The organism is Phytohabitans flavus (assembly GCF_011764545.1).
In the GTDB taxonomy this organism is placed as follows: Bacteria; Actinomycetota; Actinomycetes; order Mycobacteriales; family Micromonosporaceae; genus Phytohabitans; species Phytohabitans flavus.
Window position 1 is genome coordinate 1,856,008 of the sequence record NZ_AP022870.1, and the last position, 19,231, is coordinate 1,875,238.

At 70.3% G+C, this 19,231-nt stretch carries 21 protein-coding genes and 2 pseudogenes; 12 read left to right on the forward strand and 11 right to left on the reverse strand.

Annotated elements, in window-relative coordinates; translation table 11 throughout:
* Positions 1–20: 20 nt before the first annotated feature.
* Together Pflav_RS07820 and Pflav_RS07825 are read right to left on the reverse strand one after the other, a co-directional pair.
* The gene (locus Pflav_RS07820) at positions 21–1,298 is read right to left on the reverse strand and encodes a sensor histidine kinase (protein ID WP_173034904.1); all 1,278 of its coding nucleotides are present in this window, start codon (positions 1,296–1,298) and stop codon (positions 21–23) included.
* Between the two features lie 5 nt (positions 1,299–1,303).
* Positions 1,304–1,909 carry a response regulator transcription factor gene (locus Pflav_RS07825; protein ID WP_173034906.1) on the reverse strand — a complete coding sequence of 202 codons (606 nt, stop codon included), beginning with the start codon at positions 1,907–1,909 and terminating at the stop codon, positions 1,304–1,306.
* Between the two features lie 121 nt (positions 1,910–2,030).
* On the opposite strand from Pflav_RS07825, the pseudogene Pflav_RS48590 reads away from it, so the two are divergent.
* The 4 genes and pseudogenes from Pflav_RS48590 to Pflav_RS45080 form a co-directional block, all read left to right on the forward strand.
* Positions 2,031–2,405 (forward strand): annotated as a pseudogene (locus Pflav_RS48590) (extracellular solute-binding protein); the annotation flags it as partial.
* Positions 2,405–3,052: an extracellular solute-binding protein gene (locus Pflav_RS47245; protein ID WP_269474611.1), complete on the forward strand. Its 648-nt coding sequence runs from the start codon at positions 2,405–2,407 to the stop codon at positions 3,050–3,052. The pseudogene Pflav_RS48590 and the gene Pflav_RS47245, both read left to right, overlap by 1 nt.
* Positions 3,049–4,590, forward strand: coding sequence for an ABC transporter permease (locus tag Pflav_RS07835; RefSeq protein WP_197938191.1), 1,542 nt, complete (start codon positions 3,049–3,051; stop codon positions 4,588–4,590). The genes Pflav_RS47245 and Pflav_RS07835 overlap by 4 nt, the downstream gene beginning before the upstream one ends.
* Positions 4,591–4,598: 8 nt before the next feature.
* A pseudogene (locus Pflav_RS45080) lies at positions 4,599–5,006 on the forward strand (ATP-binding cassette domain-containing protein); the annotation flags it as partial.
* A gap of 654 nt (positions 5,007–5,660) precedes the next feature.
* On the opposite strand, the gene Pflav_RS07845 reads toward Pflav_RS45080, so the two are convergent.
* Positions 5,661–6,284, reverse strand: a complete 624-nt coding sequence (locus Pflav_RS07845) for a DedA family protein (RefSeq protein WP_173034908.1) — start codon at positions 6,282–6,284, stop codon at positions 5,661–5,663.
* Positions 6,285–6,334: 50 nt separating this feature from the next.
* Positions 6,335–7,522 carry a low temperature requirement protein A gene (locus Pflav_RS07850; protein WP_173034910.1) on the reverse strand — a complete coding sequence of 396 codons (1,188 nt, stop codon included), beginning with the start codon at positions 7,520–7,522 and terminating at the stop codon, positions 6,335–6,337.
* A gap of 146 nt (positions 7,523–7,668) precedes the next feature.
* On the opposite strand from Pflav_RS07850, the gene Pflav_RS07855 reads away from it, so the two are divergent.
* Both Pflav_RS07855 and Pflav_RS07860 read left to right on the forward strand, forming a co-directional pair.
* Complete coding sequence (locus tag Pflav_RS07855; RefSeq protein WP_173034912.1) at positions 7,669–7,944, forward strand: hypothetical protein; 276 nt, start codon at positions 7,669–7,671, stop codon at positions 7,942–7,944.
* Positions 7,945–7,964: 20 nt separating this feature from the next.
* Entirely contained in the window at positions 7,965–8,663 is a 699-nt protein-coding gene (locus Pflav_RS07860; RefSeq protein WP_232071063.1) for a class II aldolase/adducin family protein, read from the forward strand.
* Positions 8,664–8,686: 23 nt separating this feature from the next.
* Here Pflav_RS07860 and Pflav_RS07865 read toward each other — a convergent pair whose 3' ends face one another.
* The 3 genes from Pflav_RS07865 to Pflav_RS07875 form a co-directional block, all read right to left on the reverse strand.
* The gene (locus tag Pflav_RS07865; RefSeq protein ID WP_173034916.1) at positions 8,687–9,247 is read right to left on the reverse strand and encodes an NAD(P)-dependent alcohol dehydrogenase; all 561 of its coding nucleotides are present in this window, start codon (positions 9,245–9,247) and stop codon (positions 8,687–8,689) included.
* Between the two features lie 62 nt (positions 9,248–9,309).
* Positions 9,310–9,657: an alcohol dehydrogenase catalytic domain-containing protein gene (locus tag Pflav_RS48595; protein WP_415624313.1), complete on the reverse strand. Its 348-nt coding sequence runs from the start codon at positions 9,655–9,657 to the stop codon at positions 9,310–9,312.
* A 177-nt stretch (positions 9,658–9,834) separates the two neighbouring features.
* Entirely contained in the window at positions 9,835–10,761 is a 927-nt protein-coding gene (locus Pflav_RS07875) for an SDR family oxidoreductase (protein ID WP_173034921.1), read from the reverse strand.
* A gap of 96 nt (positions 10,762–10,857) precedes the next feature.
* Here Pflav_RS07875 and Pflav_RS07880 point away from each other — a divergent pair, with 96 nt between their 5' ends.
* Together Pflav_RS07880 and Pflav_RS07885 are read left to right on the forward strand one after the other, a co-directional pair.
* Positions 10,858–11,544: a TetR/AcrR family transcriptional regulator gene (locus tag Pflav_RS07880; RefSeq protein WP_173034923.1), complete on the forward strand. Its 687-nt coding sequence runs from the start codon at positions 10,858–10,860 to the stop codon at positions 11,542–11,544.
* 168 nt (positions 11,545–11,712) lie between these two features.
* Entirely contained in the window at positions 11,713–12,888 is a 1,176-nt protein-coding gene (locus tag Pflav_RS07885) for a hypothetical protein (protein ID WP_173034924.1), read from the forward strand.
* Positions 12,889–12,894: 6 nt separating this feature from the next.
* Here Pflav_RS07885 and Pflav_RS07890 read toward each other — a convergent pair whose 3' ends face one another.
* Positions 12,895–13,896: a GlxA family transcriptional regulator gene (locus tag Pflav_RS07890; RefSeq protein WP_232071067.1), complete on the reverse strand. Its 1,002-nt coding sequence runs from the start codon at positions 13,894–13,896 to the stop codon at positions 12,895–12,897.
* A gap of 273 nt (positions 13,897–14,169) precedes the next feature.
* Between Pflav_RS07890 and Pflav_RS07895 the strand changes: the two genes are divergently transcribed.
* Positions 14,170–14,754 (forward strand): hypothetical protein, encoded by a 585-nt coding sequence (locus tag Pflav_RS07895; RefSeq protein ID WP_173034928.1) that lies wholly within the window; start codon positions 14,170–14,172, stop codon positions 14,752–14,754.
* A gap of 29 nt (positions 14,755–14,783) precedes the next feature.
* Here Pflav_RS07895 and Pflav_RS07900 read toward each other — a convergent pair whose 3' ends face one another.
* Together Pflav_RS07900 and Pflav_RS07905 are read right to left on the reverse strand one after the other, a co-directional pair.
* Entirely contained in the window at positions 14,784–15,080 is a 297-nt protein-coding gene (locus tag Pflav_RS07900) for a hypothetical protein (RefSeq protein ID WP_180201262.1), read from the reverse strand.
* A 280-nt stretch (positions 15,081–15,360) separates the two neighbouring features.
* Complete coding sequence (locus Pflav_RS07905; protein ID WP_173034930.1) at positions 15,361–15,789, reverse strand: hypothetical protein; 429 nt, start codon at positions 15,787–15,789, stop codon at positions 15,361–15,363.
* A 145-nt stretch (positions 15,790–15,934) separates the two neighbouring features.
* Between Pflav_RS07905 and Pflav_RS07910 the strand changes: the two genes are divergently transcribed.
* From Pflav_RS07910 to Pflav_RS45090, 3 genes are all read left to right on the forward strand, one after another.
* The gene (locus tag Pflav_RS07910) at positions 15,935–17,086 is read left to right on the forward strand and encodes a sensor histidine kinase (RefSeq protein ID WP_197938193.1); all 1,152 of its coding nucleotides are present in this window, start codon (positions 15,935–15,937) and stop codon (positions 17,084–17,086) included.
* Entirely contained in the window at positions 17,083–17,685 is a 603-nt protein-coding gene (locus Pflav_RS07915) for a response regulator transcription factor (protein ID WP_173034932.1), read from the forward strand. The genes Pflav_RS07910 and Pflav_RS07915 overlap by 4 nt, the downstream gene beginning before the upstream one ends.
* A gap of 132 nt (positions 17,686–17,817) precedes the next feature.
* Positions 17,818–18,402, forward strand: coding sequence for a hypothetical protein (locus Pflav_RS45090; protein ID WP_232071069.1), 585 nt, complete (start codon positions 17,818–17,820; stop codon positions 18,400–18,402).
* 42 nt (positions 18,403–18,444) lie between these two features.
* On the opposite strand, the gene Pflav_RS07925 is transcribed toward Pflav_RS45090, so the two are convergent.
* Entirely contained in the window at positions 18,445–18,990 is a 546-nt protein-coding gene (locus tag Pflav_RS07925; protein ID WP_173034934.1) for a TrmH family RNA methyltransferase, read from the reverse strand.
* Between the last annotated feature and the right edge of the window lie 241 nt (positions 18,991–19,231).

Below are 19,231 nucleotides of genomic sequence, written 5' to 3' on the forward strand. Positions count from 1 at the left end.
AGGCGTTGCTGGGCGAGCGTTCACCGTGGGTGGTGGTCGCCCGCGGCGGGGAGCGTGGCGGCGGCGTCCGTGCCGCCACCTGGTCGGCTGGCGATGGTCAGCCGTCCGCCGGCGTCCTCGACGAGTCGGGCCAGCAGGCGGAGGCCGACGTGGCCCGGCGGGGCGGGCTTGTCCGGCTCGAAGCCGGTGCCGTCGTCGCAGACGCTCAGGGTCAGCCCGCCGGTCTCGCCGGTGGTGAGGCGCACGCGTATCCGGGCGGCGTTCGCGTGGCGCAGGGCGTTGCGGAGCAGCTCGGTGGCGACCTGATGGAGCACCGCCACCGTCTGGGCGTCTGCCCGGCACGCCGGGGCGGCGAGTTCGACGGTCGCGTCGTGGTCGGGGAACTCGCGGTGGACCCGGCTGATCGCGTCGTCGAGAGCGGCGGCGGGGTCGTCGCCGGCGGCCGGGAGTAGGTCGGTCAGCAGCGTCCGTAGCTGGCTCACCTCGGCGGTCACCAGGTGGTGTACCCGGGTGAGCAGGTCGGCCCGGGCCGGGGCGGTGGTGGCGCGTTCGAGGAGCAGACCGGCGGCGGACAGGTCGGGTATCACGGTGTCGTGGAGCCGGCGGGCGATGTCGTGCCGGGTACGGTCGGCGGCGGCCAGCCCGTACCGCAGGGCGGCGTGCCGTTCGTCGAGGTCGCGTCGGGTCCGGCGGGCGTGGGCGAACGACACGGGTAGCAGGGCGAACGTGGCGAGGCAGAGCCCGGCCAGGACGATCGGCAGGATCGTCAGGACGCCGCGTTCCGTCATCCGGGTGACGTCGATCGGCACGTAGAGCTCGAGGCTGGCGTCGTTGCCGGCGACGTCCCGAAACGGGAAGAACACCTCGACGCGGGCTCCGGCCAGCGCGTTCTCGAAGCGGTGCGCGGGGTCGTCGGGCACCGGCCGGACCAGGATCTCGTCGGTGCCCAGCATGGTGTCGACGCGCTCGGTCCGCCGCTCGGCCCGCGGTTCGTCAGAGACGACGACCGTGCCACGTCCATCGTGGACGGTGAACACCTTGACCCGCTCGACTATGCGCGAGCGCAGAAACGGGGTCAGCGGTTCGAGCAGATCGGCGCGGTCGGGGCCGGCGGCGTGGGCGAGGTCGTGAGCGGCGATGGGCGTGAGTACGGCGGCGGCGACCTGGCGCGCGACCCGCTCCGCGTCGCGGTGGGCGTCGCGGTCGGCCAGCCGCCAGACGCCGACCGCCACGAGCACGGTCAGCACCGCCGCGGTGGCGGCGGCCACGGCGAGGTGTCGGGCGACGGTGCGGCGCACGGCGCTCAGTACCGCGAGCCGATGGAGATCAGGCCCAGCCGGTCCGCGGAGATCACGGCTTCGAGCTGGGTACGGGCGCCGAGCTTGCCCATCAGCGCCTTGATGTGGTCCCGCGTGGTGTACACGGACAGGCCAAGCTCGGTCGCGCACCGGGTCGCGTCCCGCCCCTGGGCGAGCTGGCGCAGCACGTCGTACTCACGCGGGGTGAGCATCACCTGGGGACGGTGGATCCGTCTGTCGACCGTTGGCCGGGTCGCGTCGGCGGTGCGGATGGCCGTCAGGATCCGCTGTAGGCCGGTGTCCTTGGACAGGAACGCGACCGCGCCGGCGGCGACCGCCCGGTCGGCCAGGTCGGGGCGCGGGTGGGCGGTGAGGACTATGACCCGGGCGGCCGGGCGCAGCCGGCGGAGGTCGGCGATGACGTCGATGCCGTCCCCGTCGGGCAGGTGCAGGTCGACGACCGCGGCGTCGAAGTGGAACGCGGCGGCCTTGGCCAGCCCGTCGCGGGCCGTCTGGGCGGTCGCGACGCAGCACAGGTCGGGCTCGAGGTCGAGGCTCAGCGCGAGCGAGTCGGTGAAGACGCGATGGTCGTCGATGAGCAGCAGCGACACCTGTGGTGGGGAGCGGGTGGGGTCGCATGGGGCACCCCCAAATTTAGGGAGGCCACCCTTAGTTAGTAAAGCCTAACCTTCGCTTGTTTCCGTCGTCTCCGCAGCAAGGAGTGCCTCTACCGTGCGCCGCCTACTCGTCGTCGCGGTCGTCTGCGCGACTGCCCTCGCCGCCTGCGGGTCCGGCTCCGATTCGGATGCTGGCACGCCGGCCGGCGACGTTGCGCTCACGCTCTACAACGCCCAGCACGAAGAGGTCGGGCAGGCCTGGGCCGACGGCTTCACCGCCAAGACTGGCATCAAGGTCGAGGTACGCAATGGCAGCGACTTCGAGCTGGCCAACCAGATCGCCGCCGAGGGCGCCGCGTCGCCGGCGGACGTGTTCATCACCGAGAACTCGCCGGCGATGTCGCTGGTCTCGAGCAAGGACCTGTTCGCGCCGGTCGAGGCCGCGACGAAGGCACAGGTGCCGGCGCAGTACTCGTCCAGCAAGGGCGACTGGGTGGGGGTGGCCGCCCGGGCCACCGTCTTCATCCACAACACCACGACGCTCCCGATGCCCAGCTCCCGACATCGATCATGGATTTGGCCAAGCCGGAGTGGAAAGGCCGGTTCGGCGTCTCGCCCAGCGGCGCCGACTTCCAGGCGATCGTCAGCGCGGTCTACGCGCTTGAGGGCGACGCGGCCGGTGCGGCCTGGCTCCAGGGGGTCAAGGACAACGCCAAGGTGTACCGCGGCAACAGCACGATCATGAAGGCGGTCAACGCCGGCGAGGTCCCGGCCGGGGTCATCTACCACTACTACTGGTACGGGGACCAGGCTGACGGCGGCGCCAACAGCAAGAACACCAAGCTCGCCTACTTCGGCAACCAGGACCCGGGGGCGTTCGTCAGTGTCTCCGGCGGCGGCGTGCTCAAGTCGAGCAAGCACATCGCGGAGGCCCAGCAGCTGCTGGCCTACATGAGCGGCGCCGAGGGCCAGAAGACGCTCGCCGACAGCGCCGCCCTGGAGTACACAGTCGGGTCCGGTGTGGCGGCGAACTCCGCGCTCAAGCCACTGGCCGAGCTAGGCGCACCGACCGTCGACCTCAATGCCCTCAACGGGCCGAAGATCGTCGAGGAGATGCAACGGGTCGGCCTGCTGTGACCAGCCGCGACGCGGCGGGGGTCGGCCCGCGGCCCCCGCTGTTCCGCACGTCTGCCGCGCTCGCGGTCGCCGCGCTGTCGGCCATCCCGCTCTGGTACGTCGCCAGCGGGGTGGCCGACGCCGGCACGGGGATGGTCGATCTGCTCTGGCGGCCCCGGGTCGGCGAGTTGCTCACCAACACGGTGCTGCTTGTGCTCGCCGGTACCGCCGCGTGCCTCGTGCTGGGCACCGCCGCCGCGTGGCTCGTCGAGCGGACCGACCTGCCCGGCCGTCCACTCTGGACCGCATTGATGGCGGCCCCGCTGGCGGTACCGGCATTCGTCAACAGCTTCGGCTGGTCGTCGCTGGTGCCTTCGTTCGCCGGGTTCGGCGCGGCGGTGGTGGTAACCACGCTGTCTTACTACCCGCTGGTGTACCTTCCGGTCGCGGCGGCACTGCGCGGCACCGACCCGGCGTTTGAGGAGATGGCCCGGTCGTTGGGCTGTGGGCCGTGGCGGGCCTTCACACGGGTCACGCTGCCCCGGCTGCGTCCCGCCGCCCTCGGCGGTGGCCTGCTGGTGGGACTGCACATGCTGGCCGAGTTCGGTGCCGTGCAGGCGCTGCGCTTCGACACCTTCACGACCGCGATCTACGACCAGTACCAGTCCACCTTCAACGGCGCGGCGGCGACCGCGCTGGCCGGCGTACTCGTGCTGCTCTGCCTGCTGTTGCTGGCCGGGGAGCTGCGCCTGGCCGGCAGCGTCCGGCTGGCCCGGGTCGGCTCCGGGACGAGCCGCCAGCCGACCCTGCACCGGCTCGGCCGGGCCCGACCGGTCGCGGCCGCCGGACTGCTGCTATTCGCCGGCGCCGCGCTCGGCGTGCCGCTGGGCTGCATCGGGTACTGGCTGGCGGTCAGCACCTCCACCGCGTTCCCGGCCGCCGACCTGCTCGCCACGGCGGGGAGCACGCTTGCCCTCGCGGCCATGGGCGCGGCGGCCACCACCGCGGCGGCGCTGCCGGTCGCCTGGCTCGCGGTCCGCCGCCCTGGCTGGCCGAGCCGCATCCTCGAACGGAGCACCTACGTGGGCAACTCGCTGCCCGGCATCGTGGTTGCGCTTGCCCTCATCACGGTCGCGATCAAGTACGCGCCCGGCCTCTACCAGACCACCGCGATGCTCGTCGTCGCGTACGTGACGCTGTTCCTCCCTCGTGCGATGGTGGGCATCCGATCGGCGCTGGCACAGATACCGGCGGCACTGGACGACGTCGCTCGGACCCTCGGCGTACGCCCGGCCGGAGCCCTGCTGCGAGTGACGCTGCCGCTGATCGCGCGCGGTGCCGGTGCCGGCGCCGGGCTTGTGTTCATCGCCGTGGTCACCGAGCTCACCTCGACCCTGCTGCTCGCGCCGATCGGCACCCGCACGCTCGCCACCCAGTTCTGGAGCCAGTCCAGTGAGATCCACTACGGCGCCGCCGCCCCGTACGCCCTGCTCATGATCGCGGTCTCCGCACCGATGGCCTACCTGCTCATCCGAACCGACCATGAGGCGGCCCGGTGAACCCCGCCGTGCACCTGTCCGGCCTGCGCAAGGCGTACCGCGGCACGGCCGTCCTGACCGGCGTCGACCTCGACCTGGCCTCCGGCCAGCTGACCGCGCTGCTGGGCCGCTCCGGCTCCGGCAAGACCACGCTGTTGCGCATCGTGGCCGGCTTCGAGCGACCCGACAGCGGCTCCGTCGTCATCGGCGGCCGCACTGTCGACGGCCTGCCGGCAGAGCGGCGCCGGATCGGCTACGTCACCCAGGACGGCGACCTCTTCCCGCACCTGACCGTGGCCGGCAACATCACCTTCGGGCTGCCGTGGCGGCAGCGCCGCGCCCGCCACCGGGTACCCGAACTGCTCGAACTTGTCGGCCTCGACCCGCGCCACGCCGGCCGGCTACCACACGCGCTCTCCGGTGGCGAGCAACAACGCGTCGCCTTGGCCCGGGCCCTCGCGCCCGACCCGGACATCCTGCTGCTGGACGAGCCGTTCTCCGCGCTCGACGCCGAACTGCGCGCCAGTACCCGTCGCGCCGTCGCCGACACCCTGCGCGCGACCGGCACCACCACGCTGCTCGTCACACACGACCAGGCGGAGGCGATGACCCTCGCCAGCCGGGTCGCGCTCCTGCGCGACGGCGTGATCCGGCAGCAGGGCACGCCGCAGGACCTCTACCTACGCCCGGCCGACCACGAGGTCGCCGCCTTCGCCGGCGACCTGACCGCGATCCCCGCGACCTTCCGAGGGGACATGGCCGACACCCCGCTCGGCCCGGTCGCGCTGCCCACCGTCCGCGACGGTCAAGGACTTGTCCTGGTACGCCCGGAGCAGATCGAGGCCGTCGACAGCGGCGCCGAGGCCGTGGTCGTCGCGGTCGAGTTCCAGGGAACCACCGGCCTGGTAGGCCTCGCGTGCGCGGGGAGCGGCTCACCGCCCGATGGCCAGCGCACCTGCTGGTCGCGCAGGGCGCGCGGGTCCGGATCCGGGTCCGCGGTCCCGCCATCGTCACGTCGTCCCCGGCGACCGCCGAGATCCTCAACGGCGGCCACCGCCCAGGGCGACCCGCGCCGGCAAGCGCTACTGAAGCTAGCTGACCGACGCGGCCTGCTGGCGCCGGCGCCGCGAGCGCAGGGCCTGCACAGCGATGGGTGCGACCGAGATGGCGACAATGCCGATCAGGATCAGCTCGATGTTGTTCTTGACGAAGCTGATCTGGCCGAGGAGGTAGCCCAGGACGGTGATGCCGCAGCCCCAGAGCACGCCGCCGACCAGGTTGTAGATCAAGAATGTGCGGTACGGCATGCTGCTGGCGCCGGCGATGATCGGCGTGAACGTGCGCACCACGGGCACGAAGCGGGCGAGCACGATCGAGCGGGCGCCGTGCCGTGCGAAGAACGCCTCGGCCCGCAGCAGGTTCTCCCGTTTGAAGAGCCGGGATTCTGGCCGGTCGAAGAGGCGCCGCCCGACGCTGCGGCCGAACAGGTAGCCGACCTGGTCGCCGGCGACCGCCGCGATGGCGATGAGCGCGCACAGCAGCGGCAGCGACAGGTGCAGGTACCGGCCATCGGCGACCAGCAGCCCGGCGGTGAACAGCAGCGAGTCGCCGGGCAGGAAGAACCCGATCAGCAGCCCGGACTCGGCGAAGACGATCACGAGGATGCCGAGCACGCCGAACGTGGACGTGAGCCACTCCGGGTCGAGAAAACGCATGGTCGCGACGGTAGGGATGGCGACCTGAAAGCAGCCTGAACATGAAGAGTTCAGCTTCGCAGCGAAGTGACGTCGGGCAGGGTGCGCGAGCCCCGGTGGCTGCGGATCGCGTCGGAGATGGCGATGCCGCACAGGACCAGCGCAGTGGTGGCGATGGTGAACACCGGTGGCAGGAACGTCACCGCCGGTGCGATCGCGATCAGTACCGCCATCCAGGCCAGCCGGGACCAGGCGACGACGCGGAACACCACGTATTCGAAGACGGTGCGGCCGAGCAGGAACAGGATCGGACCGCCGACGATGATGGCCACCCAGCTCGTTGGTGTGTCCCCGGTCGGCTGGCCGATGACGAGGTCGAAACCGGCGGCGCTGGAGACGATGCCGGCCACTATGAGGAAGTGGGTGTAGGGAGCCGCGCGTGATATCCGGCCAGGTCTCTGGACTATCGCCACCTGGAGGAACGCACCAGCCCGGAAGACGTAGATCTGCCATAGCAGCAGGGTCGTGACGAACGTGATCAGGAAGGCGACGAACCGCTCCGGCGTGAACTCGGTGGTGCCGATGCGCAGCGTGGGCATCAGGAGCAGGTCACCGAGCGCGAGGATGGTGAATTGCTGGTACCGCTCACCGAGGTGGCCGGCGCTGGCCTGCTCGTACTGCTTTCGCGGCACCCGGCCGAGCCATGGTGTCGGGTAGCGCAGCCCGCTGGCTACGTAGTCGATCGTGATCGCCGCCAGCCACCAGGCGAAACGCGCCCAGTCGGTGGCAAACGCGCCGAGCATCCAGAAGATCGCGGACACGACAAACCAGAACAGGAACCGTGCTGCCCGGGCCCGGACATGGCGGGCGCGCAGGACGGATAGCAGTATCACGCCACGGGTGACGTGCAGGGCCACGTACGCGCTGGCGAAGAGCCACCCGAGCGACCCGAACGCGAACGGGATCGTGCCCGCCAGCAGGATAGTGCCGAACATAGTTCCAGTGATCATGACCTGGACCGGCCGCCGCTCCGGGTGGTAGAAGTCCGTCAGCTGCGCGGTGATCGTCCAGGTCCACCAGATCGCCATTAGCAGCAGGAGGAGCTGGACGGCTCCGGTCGGGGTGGCGTCGACAGACAGCTGTACCGAGGTCACCGCCAGGGCGGCCACGTACGCGAGGTCGAAGAGCAGTTCCAGCAGAGTAGCCCGTTCCGGCGCGTCGCTAGTCCGGATCAGTTCCTCCCGGCTTTCGCTGGTCATCGATCCCCCGATCTGAGTGCGGTCCACGTCAGGCCAAACGATCTAGAGATCTTTCAGAGTTGGGGTGGCCTCGGCGTCTTGGCGCGGATAAAGATCCAAAATCAAGGGAAGTCGGGCTACCGCGATGTCCGTTGTGGTCCAGACCGTTGACGAATTCCTTCTCCGCGTCGGTCAGCCTGCGGCTGGCCGGGCGGGCCATCGAGCCGTTGTGCCGGGGCGGTCCGATGACGCTGCTCGTAACCGAGGGTGGCGACTCCCGTACGGTGGAACAGATCCGGGGCCACGGCGAGGAAGTTGCGGGCGGCCAGCCGCCGGCAGGTCGCCTCGACCGCGTCCCGGACGAACGGGTCCCAGCGCTGGCGGCGGCGGTCCGCAAGGCGGCCGAACGCATCAGCGAACAGTTCGCCGCCATCGACAGCTGAGTACCGAAATGGAGTGTGCGGTGGAAGATTTGCGGCTCGACGTGGCGGATGCGCATCTGGCGCTGGCTGTCGCGGGCCAGGCGGACATGGTGTGGGGACACGCCAGCCTCCGTGACCCTCAGGGCCGCGGCGTGTGGATGAAGGCGGCGGGCTGGGGCTTCGAGGAGATCATCCCGGAGCGGGTCGTTCTGGTCTCGCCGGGCGGCGAGGTCGTCGAAGGCGACGGGCGCCGCCACATCGAGTACCCCATCCACACCCAGCTCATGGCGGCTCGACCCGACGTCGCGGCGGTCGTGCACGGCCATGCCCCGGCGACGTCGGTGTTCGCCTCGCTCGGTGTCCCGCTGCGTGCGCTGTCCCACGACGCGGTGCCGTTTGTCGACCCGGACGTTCCCCGCTTCACCGAGACCGGGGACCTGATCCGCGACGACCGGCTCGGTGCCGCCCTGGCCTCCGCCGTCGGCAGCGCCGCCGGTGCGCTGATCCCGGGCCACGGCTTCGTCGTGGTCGGGCCCAGCCTCGCCGTCGCGGTGATGCGGGCGGTGCTGCTGGACCGAGCCTGCCGCAACCATTTGGCGGCGCTGAGCGCGGGCGGACCGGCCCGATGGTCAGACGCGAGCGAGGTGGCCGCCAAGCGCGAGTCGGTGTGGGCGCCGGCGCAGTATCAGGCCGGCTACGACTACCTCGTGCGGCGCGCACGGGCCGGCAAGGACTCGTAGGCGCACGGCTGGCCACCGGTGGCTTACGGCAGATCGAGGACGGTCGTACCGCGCTTGCCCTGGCGGTCGAGATGACGGTAGGCGTCGGCGATGCGCACCAACGGGATGGTCTGGTCGACCACCGCGACGATCCGGCCGGCCTCGGCGAGTTCCTTCACCAGGGCCAGGTCTTTCGCCTTCGCCGCCGCCGGCCGCAGCCCGGTGAAGGCGATGACCGCCCGCCGGTTGCCGACCACCGCGGTCCATGGTGCCTGGACCATGATGGCCAGCGACGGCACCGTGGTCAGGTAGCGGCCACCGGGCTTGAGCAGGCGCCGGCAACGGCCGTAGGAGCTGGCGCCGGCCACGTCGAAGATGACGTCATAGGTACGGCCTTCCTTGGTGAAGTCCGTGCGGGTGTAGTCGACGACCCGGTCCGCGCCGAGACGCGTGACGAGTTCGGCGCCGGCGCCGCTGCACACGGCCGTGATGTCGGCGCCGAAGTGCCGGGCGAGCTGCACCGCCTGGGCGCCGACGCTGCCGGATGCGCCGTTGATGAGAATGGACTGTCCGCTGTGGAGCTTCGCGTGGTCGCGGAGGAACACCAACGCGGTGCCGTCGACGAGTGTGACCGCCTCGGCATAGCCGAGGCCGGTGGGCAGCGTCGCTATAGCTCCGTCTTCCTTGACACAGACGTATTCCGCGTGGGCTCCGAGGCCGAGGTCGGTGGCACCGAAGACCTTGTCCCCACGGCGTACCGGGTGACCGCCGCGCCCACCGCTGAGACCTCGCCGGCAAACTCCGAGCCGAGCACGGACTTTTTCGGCCGACGCAACCCGCTGAAGAGTCGGGCGAAGCGCGGTGTACCCGACCGGAAGGCGCTGTCGGCCGCGGTTACGGTCGCCGCGTGGACCCGGACGAGCACCTGGTTCGGGCCGGGCACCGGAGTGTCCACATCGGCCTCATGCACGACCTCGGGCGGGCCATAGGTGGTACGGACAGCGGCTCTCATCATTGTCTCCTCAGGACAGCCCGCGTCCGGCGGGACTAGCGGGGCGACCACGTAGTGTTAAACAAACTTGACACACCTAAGGTAAGGTAAATCCGACACGGGGTCAAGAGTTCTTTACACTGCCGGCCGGGGCGACGGTCGTGGTCGGCCGTAGACGAGCGGGCCTGAGCGGAGGCGCTCTTAGGAAAGGTGCTCGATCAGGCTGACGGCGGTGAGCCGCTCGGATTCGGTCCAGAGGCGGGCGTTGGTGGCGTCGTCGAGGGCGCGGCGGGTCGGGCGGACCTTCGTCGTCGGGCCGACAAGGCCGAACCGCCGGGACGGGCCGAAGTAGTCACCCGCGCCGACGTCCAGGGCGGTCGCGGCGTACAGCAGAGGCTCGGCGCCCTGTTCGACGTCCTGGGACGGGATGATGTTGAAGCGCGTCACCCAGGCACGGGTGGCCTTGTCGCGGCCGAGACTGGCTCCGGCGGTCTGGAGGTTGGTCCGTGTGAAGCCGGGGTGGGCGCCGGTGCTGAGCACCTTCCAGCCGCGCTCGGTCGCAATCTTCGCGAGCTGCTGGGTGAACATCAGGTCGGCCAGCTTTGACTGGGCGTAGGACAGCATGGGGCTGTAGCGGCGGCGTTCCCACTGTAGGTCGTCGAAGTGGATGCGGCCGAAGTTGGCTACGCCGCTGCTCATCGTCGCCACTCGCGGTTGGTCGGCGGCCAGCAGGAGCGGCAGCAGGCGCAGGGTCAGCGCGAACGGGCCGAGGTAGTTGCTGCCCAGTTGTAGCTCGAAGCCGTCGGCAGTGGTCATCCGCTGCGGCGGGGCCATCACGCCAGCGTTGTTCACAAGCAGGTCCAGTGGGGTCCCGTCGGCGATGAGGCCGTCGGCAAACTCGCGCACGGACGCCAGGTCGGCGAGGTCGATGCGGCGGACCTCCAGCGTCGCGCGGGGGTGGCGCGCCAGGATGTCCGCCCTGGCCTGCTCGCCCTTGGCGGGACTGCGCACGGCGAGTACGACGCGCGCACCGGCCTCAGCGAGGCGGCGGGCCGTCTCCTTGCCGGTGCCGCTGTTGGCCCCGGTCACCACGGCGAGCTTTCCGGACTGGTCGGGCACGGAGTACATGGCGGACCTCCTTAAAGACTGTCGGTCTGTTATGACTCGACGTTAACAGACCGGTAGTCCTTAACGCAAGAGACCGTCAGTCTGTAGGCTGGGCGCATGACGTCCTTCAAGCGGGCCCGGAGCGAGGAGCAGCGCGCGGAGCGGCGGCGGGACATCCTCGAGACCGCCGCCGCGATGCTGGACGAGCTACCAGTGGCGCAGGTCAGCCTCAACGAGCTGAGCCGCCGCGTGCGCCTGGCGAAGTCGAACGTGCTGCGCTACTTCGAATCTCGCGAGGCCGTGCTGCTCGAACTGCTCGACACGAAGACGCGCGAATGGCTTGCGCAGCTAGGCGGCGAACTCGACAACGGCATCGACCCAGCCGCGACGGCGCGGGAGCGAGCTGATCGGCTCGCCGCGGTCCTGTCGGCGTCATTCGCCGCGAGGCCGGTGCTGTGCGACCTGATGAGCAACCAGGCCGCGGTGTTGGAACACAACGTCTCGACGCGGGTCGCAGCCGACTACAAGCGCGCCGCCATCGAGAACGTGCGCGCCCTTGCGCGGCAAGCGCTCACCCACGTCCCTGAATTCGGCGAACAAGACGCGGAGCGCTTTGCCGCCGCCACGCTGCTGCTGGTCGGCGCGACCTGGACACACTCCCGCCCCGCGCCCGCGATGAAGGCGGCCTACGAGGAGCACCCGGAGCTGGCAGTGCTGCGGATCGACTTCGCCGACGTCCTCCGTCAGCTCCTGGAAGTCCTCGCCTCCGGGCTGCTGAGCCGGCAGAAACTAGGGTCTCTCTAGTCGGAGGTACAACACCGCCTCTCAGTTCATCAACAGCTGGCAATCTAGGCTAAATGCGTGGCGCGGATTGCTAACGCCCTTCCGGACCGTTTTGTGGCAGGATGCCTGGACACGCGGTAGCTCGACAGGTTACCCGGACCACGCGATCCTCCGGAGGATGAGCAACGCATGCCACCCCACAAGCGGGTCCTGATCACCATTACCGCGTCGCTGCTGGTGGGCGCCCTGATGGCCTGTACGTCCGCGGACGACGGCAACGACGCGCCCGGGGCGGACGCCGGCAGTGGACAGAAGGGTCCCGCCGCCGAGTTCCGAGATCAGAACCTGTTGGTCACGGCCGTCTGCTCGGCTGGCGCGGACGGCGGCTGGCGGGTCTCGGTGGACGGTTGGGATCCGAAGACCTGGACGCACGAGGCGCAGGCCACCTTCGCGGTGCCGGCCACGGTCGTCGCCACCAAGCAGACCTCGGGGCCGCGTTCGGCTCTGACCGCACTATGCACACCCAGCGATTACGGGCCGCTGGGCCAGTCGGCCCGGGACGGCGAGGGCGATACCGCGGTCGTCCGGATGGTCCGGTCCCTGTTCGACCGCGACTTCACGAGGCTCGCCGTGGTCATCCAGGACGAGGACGGCGGCCCCGGCCATGTGGGCTACGTCGATCGCGGTGGACAGCTCACTGACCTAACCGCGACTGACACCGGATTCGGGTCCACTCCGAACGAGAGCTACGCGGTCCTCAGCCCCGACGGCGCGGAAGTTTGGTTCACCTACTGGGATACCCAGGTCGGCACGAAGATCGGTAGCCGGGCGGTGGCCGGGGACCACAAGCGGATCGAGCGGGCCGGCAAGGTGCCCAACGGGCGTCCGCTGTTCCTGGTCGGAGACCCGGTCCGCGCAGTGGTGGGCTACGACATCGCCGTCTCACCGGACGGCAGGCGCTTCAGCAGCACCTATGCGCCTGAGGGCGTCTTCGCGGTGCCGGATCAGAGCACTGCGCTCACCGACAGTTCCTCGAAGGCCGGCGACAACATGTGTTCGGACGCCGTCGGGTGGCTCGACGACGATACCTTGCTGTGCCCTTTCGGCAACGGCAGCCTCGCGGCCCTCGATGTCGACGGCGGGACGAGCACGCCGAGAGGCCCCATCCTGCCCGACAACGACCGGGAGACCACCGGCATGGTCATCTCCCCGGACGGCAGCCAGGTCGTGTTCCTCAGTGCGTTCGAAAAGGAGCGCGAGTACTGGATCTCCGCCACTCAACCCAGTTCTACGCCCCAGAAGGTGGAACAGAGCGGCGCGTTCTCCGTCCTGGGTGACACCGCCATCTTCATCGAGTGGCGCTGAGGTGGTTTAGCGTCGGCGGTGCACGTTGCGGTAGTGCGTTGGCGGGATGCCGAACCATGTGTTGAATGCCTGGCGGAGTGTTTCGGCGGATCGGAAGCCGGTTGCTTTCGCGATCGAGGAGATCGGTCGATCGGTGGTGACCAGGGCGGTGGCTGCCGCTTGTAGGCGCGCGTGTCGGACCATTCGGGCTGGAGGTTGGCCGGTGTGTTCGACGACGAGTCGGGTGAGGTGTCGTTCGCTGACGCCGGCGATGGCGGCGAGGCGAGTGGTGGATAGGTCTGCGTCGGGGTGTGCGGTGACGTGGTCGAGGACACGGCGGACGATGTCGTGTTCGGGGCGGCGAGCGCGTATGAACATGCTCATTTGTGCTTGGTTTCCGGGGCGTTGTAGGTAGGTGACCAGGCCCATGGCGACCCAGCGGGCTCGTTCGGCGCCGTGGTCGGCTTCGATGAACGCTAGGGCGAGGTCGAGTGCTGCTGTTACGCCGCCGGAGGTCCATATGCGGCCGTCCTGCACGTAGATCGGTGCGGGGTCGACCCGTATCGCGGGGTATGCGCGGGCTAGTTCGTCGGCGTGGTGCCAGTGGGTGGTGGCTCGTCTGCCGTTGAGGAGGCCGGCCGCGGCGAGGATTGTCGCGCCGGTGCAGACTGACGCCACTCGGCTTGAGGTGCGGGCCAGTCGTTGGATTTGACTGATGAGCCTGGGGTCGGCTGCGGCTGCCGCGTGGCCGAGGCCGCCGGAGACGACGAGGGTGTGCAGTGTGCCGGGCACGTCCGGTAGGGCAACCTGGGCGTGTAGGTCGAGGCCGGAGTCGCAGCGCACGCCCTGGCCGGACAGGGTGGCGAACTGGATGTCGTAGGTAGGTGTGGCGCCGAGCCGGTTGGCCAGGTCGAGGCTGCTTGTCACGCTCGCGACGTCGAGTAGCTCGAGGCCGTCGTAGCCGACGACAACGACGCGCCTGCGGTGCCCCGCGCCGGGGCTGGGCGTGCGTGTCGTTTGTTCGAGCAAGTTCTCACTTGCGGCCATACGGGTTCAGGCCCTCCCAGACGACGACCTCCCGGCCGTTATGAAAACGATGTTCGCATGGCGGCGCTGCGGGATAAGCGTGGCTGGCCGGACACGTTTCCCAGGATTCCAGCCATGGGTGCCGCTGTGTCTTGCCGGGCGCGCTGGCCGGTCATTACGTTCGCTCGGCATGGCCGACCAGAGCAGGCAGTCGGCGCTCGTGGTCGCTTGTGGGAGCGAATGGTGCCGGATCGCCGGCACGTCTGGGAGGTGACCATGACAACGGTGGAGTCGCCTCGGCCGATCAAGCTGGTCGACCGTTGGCCGACGGCATTGGCCGTGGTTGGTCTAGCGGGCGCGATCAGTGTCATCGTGCTGCTTGATCGCGAGGTGGAGCTGTTCGGTCCGGTCGTCGTAATGATGGCCGGGATTTACATGATGGCGTACGCGGTGGGCCGCCCACGGGCGGCGTGGGTCGCGCTGGCGGCCTTGAGCGCCGTCGTGTCGGTGCTGCACGCGCTCCGCCAGGCGGGTGTGCTGCCGGTCGAGCCGGCGGTGGGCATGTCGATAGTCGTGGTGCTGCTGTGGTTGTGGGCCGTGGCCCGGCGGCGGTTCACCGACGGCGGCGTGTTTTGGCTCCAGACGGCCGGCATGGTGGGCTTCGGGGCCGTCACGCTGGTGTGCGCCGCGCTCGCGCCGCGGTGGGGCGTGGTGTTGGCCGGTACCGGATTCCTCGCGCACGCCGCCTGGGACGCGTACCACTTTCGGATCGACAAGGTGGTGGACCGGCCGTATGCGGAGTTCTGCGGTGTCGTCGACCTGGTGGTCGGGCCGGCGCTGATCGTCGCGGCATTCGCGTAGCAGGGCTTCGATCGCACCAGGCGGAATGCTCACCAGGCGAGCAGTAGCAGCTGTCCGGCGGTCAGCACGTCGAGCACGCCGCACCACTCGGCGTACGAGCGGGGCACGACCCGGTCCAGCTTGAGGTGGACGAAGTCCCACACGCCGTGCAGCAGCCAGCCCGTCGCCACCAGGTACAGCCCCAGGTCGGGGTCGACGGCGAGCCCGGCTAGCCCGAGCGCGGCGAAGCCGACCATCCCCAGCGCTTGGACGCGCAGCGTGCTGGGGTGCGGCGTGTGCCCGATCGCGCTCCAGCCGAGCGCGGCCGCCGCGAGCGTTACGGCCACCGCGGCCACCGGCACGTCCAGCGCGCGTAGCCCGATGATCAGGGCGAACGCGATGCCGAGCAGCGGCCAGATCAGGCTTCGCCGGTCGGCGCGCGCCGCGACAAGGTAGAGCAGGGGGAGGAACAGCAGGATTTCGCCGAGGGCGATGACCTGGCTGGCCAGGTCGCTGCCCCCGCCATTACGGCGGCGGACAGGATGCCCAGGGCGGTCGGCCAGCGCCGGGCCAGTGCGCGGATCGTCCGGCCCGGCCCGCCGCGCTTGCCCGTGATCGTCGCGGCGGTCATCCGGCCAGCTCCTCGGCCGCGCGCTGGTCCTGACGGTGCTCGCGGTGGCCGCGGGAGTACTCGGCGCGGCGGCGGAGCATGACGGCGAGCATGAGCGGCAGCATCGCGATGTGCATGACCATCATCAGCGCGTGGCCGGACATGAGGCCGGCGAGCGTGAACGGCGCGAGCAGCACCACCGGCGCGAACATCGCGGCGACCATCTCCATCGTGCTGGCCCAGCCGTGGCCGCGGAAGCGCATCCAGACCACCATGCCGACCGACATGTCGAAGGCCATGAGCAGGGCGGCCAGCTCGGGCTGGCTGGTGCTCGAGAGCTCGGCGCCGAACAGGCCGAGGACGCCGCCGCGGGCGAGGCCCAGCACGAGCATGCCGACGGCCATCGCGATGATCATTTCGACGTAGTGCCAGAGGAAGCGTCCCACTGGAGCGACTCCTTCGAATACTGGTACCGGGTGGGGGTATATCTTCTGCCGTCCATTCAAGAGGACGCCGGCCATCCACGCCAGTACGTAATCCGCACGTGATCTCATGACACTTGTCATGCCGCCGGGCTGCGACAATGGCCGCGTGGCGGACGGGACGGGGTTGGCCAGCCTCCGCCGGTACACGTGGTGGACGCTGGCTGGCGCGGCCGTGAGCGTGCTCGTCCTCTTCGCCGGCGGGTGGCTCGTGGCAGGCGGCACGCCGCTCTGGGCCCGCCTCCTGGGTGGTGCGGCGCTGGGCGTGGCGGTCACGGCGAGCGTGGTGCTGCTGCACCGCCGGCTCGCGGCGGTGGTGCCCGGCGAGGTGCCGCGCAGGTGGCTGGCCGCCGGGGGAGCGGGCGCGGCCGTGCTGGGCGCGGTCGAGCTCGGCTTCGGCGAGTACGGGCGCTGGGCCCTCGCCCCCGCCGTCCTCGTGGCGGTCGGCGCGACGTTCCTGTCCCCGCACGGGCAGCGGTGGCTGCTGGGCGGGGCGAGCGCGGCGGCGGCCGTACCCGGACTGGTGGTGTCGTGGGCCATGGCCGACGGCGGCCTGCTCTACGCGGCGCTCTTCCCCGCGGGCCTCGTGATCTTCAGCGGGTGGTCGGTGCTCGGGCCGCTGTGGGCCTGGGACGTGGCCGGACGGCTGCACGCGGCGCGGCGGCTCGAGGCCGAGCTGGCGGTCAAGGACGAGCGGCTCCGCTTCGCCGCCGACCTGCACGACATCCAGGGCCACCACCTCCAGGTCATCGCGTTGAAGAGCGAGCTGGCCGCCCGGCTCGCGGCCACCGACCCCGACCGGGCGGAGGCCGAGATGCGCGAGGTACGGCGGCTCGCCGCGGACGCGCTGCGGGAGACGCGGGCTCTGGTGCACGGGTACCGCCGCACGACGCTGGAGGAGGAGATCTCCAATGCCACCCGAGTGCTGGCCGCCGCCGACATCGACGCGCGGATGGACCTCGCGCCCGCCCCGTCGGGCCTCTCCGCCACCGGCCGGCACCTGCTGGGGTTGGTGATGCGCGAGGCCACCACCAACGTGCTGCGCCACAGCCGGGCGGCACGCGCCGACGTGGAGTACCGCGTGGACGGCGACCGAGCCCGGCTGAGGGTGAGCAACGACGGCGCGCTGGCGCCCACGGAGGAGGCATCCGGGCTGGCCACGCTCGCCGAGCGGCTGGCCGCGGCCGGCGGCGACCTGACCTGGCGGCACGAGGCCGACCGTTTCGAAGTGGCCGCGACGCTCCCGGTGGGCGCGCCGTGATCCGCCTCCTGCTCGCCGACGACGAGGACCTCCTGCGCGGGGCACTGAGCGCGCTGCTCGGGCTGGAGGACGACATCGAGGTGGTGGCCGAGGCGTCCACATCCACCGATTCGGTGCGGCTGGCAGTGGCGCACCGGCCGGACATCGCGGTGCTCGACCTGGAGATGCCGCCCACCGACGGCCTGCGCGCCGCCGAGGAGATCCGGGCCGCGCTGCCCACGCGGATCGTGCTGGTCACCCGCCACGCGCGGCCGGCGGTGCTGCGGCGGGCGCTGGCCGCGGGGGTGAGCGGGTTCGTGCCGAAGACCACCGAGGCCACCCGGCTGGCCGAGATCATCCGGGACGTCGCGGCCGGCCGGCGGTACGTGGACCCGGAGATCGCCGCCTCCGCCCTCGTCGAGGACCCGTGCCCGCTGACCGAACGCGAGCTGGAGGTGTTGCGCGCATCGCGCACGGGTGCGTCGGTGCAAGAGATCGCCGCGCTGGTGCACCTCGCCCCGGGCACCGTGCGCAACTACCTGTCGGCCGCGATGACGAAGCTCGGCGTGAGGTCCCGGCACGCCGCCGCGCACCGGGCGTGGGAACAGGGGTGGATCTAGATTTCTTTCCCCGGTCCGCGTCAGTGGCGGACCGTATGCTCCCGCGGGCACCGCGCAGGTCGGCGGCTCGCTGGCGCTCGCCGAGGCGCGCGCGATCCTTGTGCAGGCTGATGGGTTTCTTACACTGTCGAAATGGTCCCCGGCGATGGCGCCTCTCCAGTCAGCTACTGGAAGGACGGCGAGCACTGGCGCATCGGCACTGACGCGGACATCGCGTGGATTAAGGAATCGACTGAGCCAGGGCTGACCATCACGTCGGCGATCCCGCCGATCTTCCCGGCCTACGCGACTGTCGTCGTCCCGGACAAGGACGAGGGCCGACCAGAGCATTTCAATCTCGTACTGCGGCTGCTCACCGAGCAGTCCCGCGACCAGCCGTGGTGGCTGGGCTACCTGGACACCGGTGCTGACGACTTGGTCTTCCCTGACGCTCCTCGAGTGACCCTGTACGCGGACTGGCCGTACGTGCTCGTCCAGGCAGGCCCAACCGAGGCAGCACGGTGGCGCCACGACCTGCGATCGTGGCGAGCGCCCGGCCCCGACTTAATCTTCCCGGCGGATCACTCGTGGCTACTGTCGTGGCTCTGGGACGACGACTGGCGATACCTGGGAGGACCTGTCGCGCTCGTCGATCGGTTCCTGGACCAACCGCACCTGCGGGTGCAGAGGGTCAATCTCGGCGAAGACGCCACACCACCAGGTCACGCGGCCCGCTAACAGGTCGAGCGGGCGCGTCACCTGGTGTGGACTGTTTAGCGGTCAGAGGAGTCCGGCGAGCTTGTACAGCACGAGTGAGCCCGCGACGGCGACGTTGAGGCTGTGACCGGTTCCGACCATGGGGATTTCTACGGCGAGGTCGAGTTGGTTCAGCGCTTCTGGTGGGATGCCGGTGGTTTCGTGTCCGAGAACCATGATGGTTCGGCGGTTGGCTGGTGGGAGGTCGGCGAGTCGGATTGCCTCGTCGGCCAGTTCGACGCCGATGATGCGCGTGCCGTTGGCGCGCTCACGTTTCAGCCAGTCGGCTGGGTCGCCGATCCGGTGTATGCAGCTGGGCCGGCGTAGCGTGTTGCCTCGTGCGATGGCCTCGTCGACCCATCGAAACGGTGGCACCGCCAGGCAGGCGCCGACCGCGTCGCAGGTGCGTAGGAGGGTACCGAGGTTTGTCCCGTGCAGCGGCCACAACGCGGCGGCGACCAGGTGGCCCCAGCAGGCGTGGGGGCGGCGGCGACGTGCGGCTTGAAGGTCCTTACGGGAGCGGACCCTGATCGCGGGGCTCACCGAACCGGAGCGGCGTGGCTCCAACATGGGTTAGGCGTCATGTGTTGGGGTACTTCGCGGCGTACCCGGGCCATCGACAGCAGCAGGTAACAGTGAGGATAGTCGACGGGTTTGCTAATGCCAGCCGCCTGGCCAGTCAGACTCGTCTGCGGCCCCCCACGACGTCGTCTGGCATCGATCATGCTTCGCGGGCGTAACCGTCGGCGAGCCTGCGCAGGTATTCGGCTATCAGTGGGTCGGCCTCGGCGCGTTCGCCCGCGATGCGCAG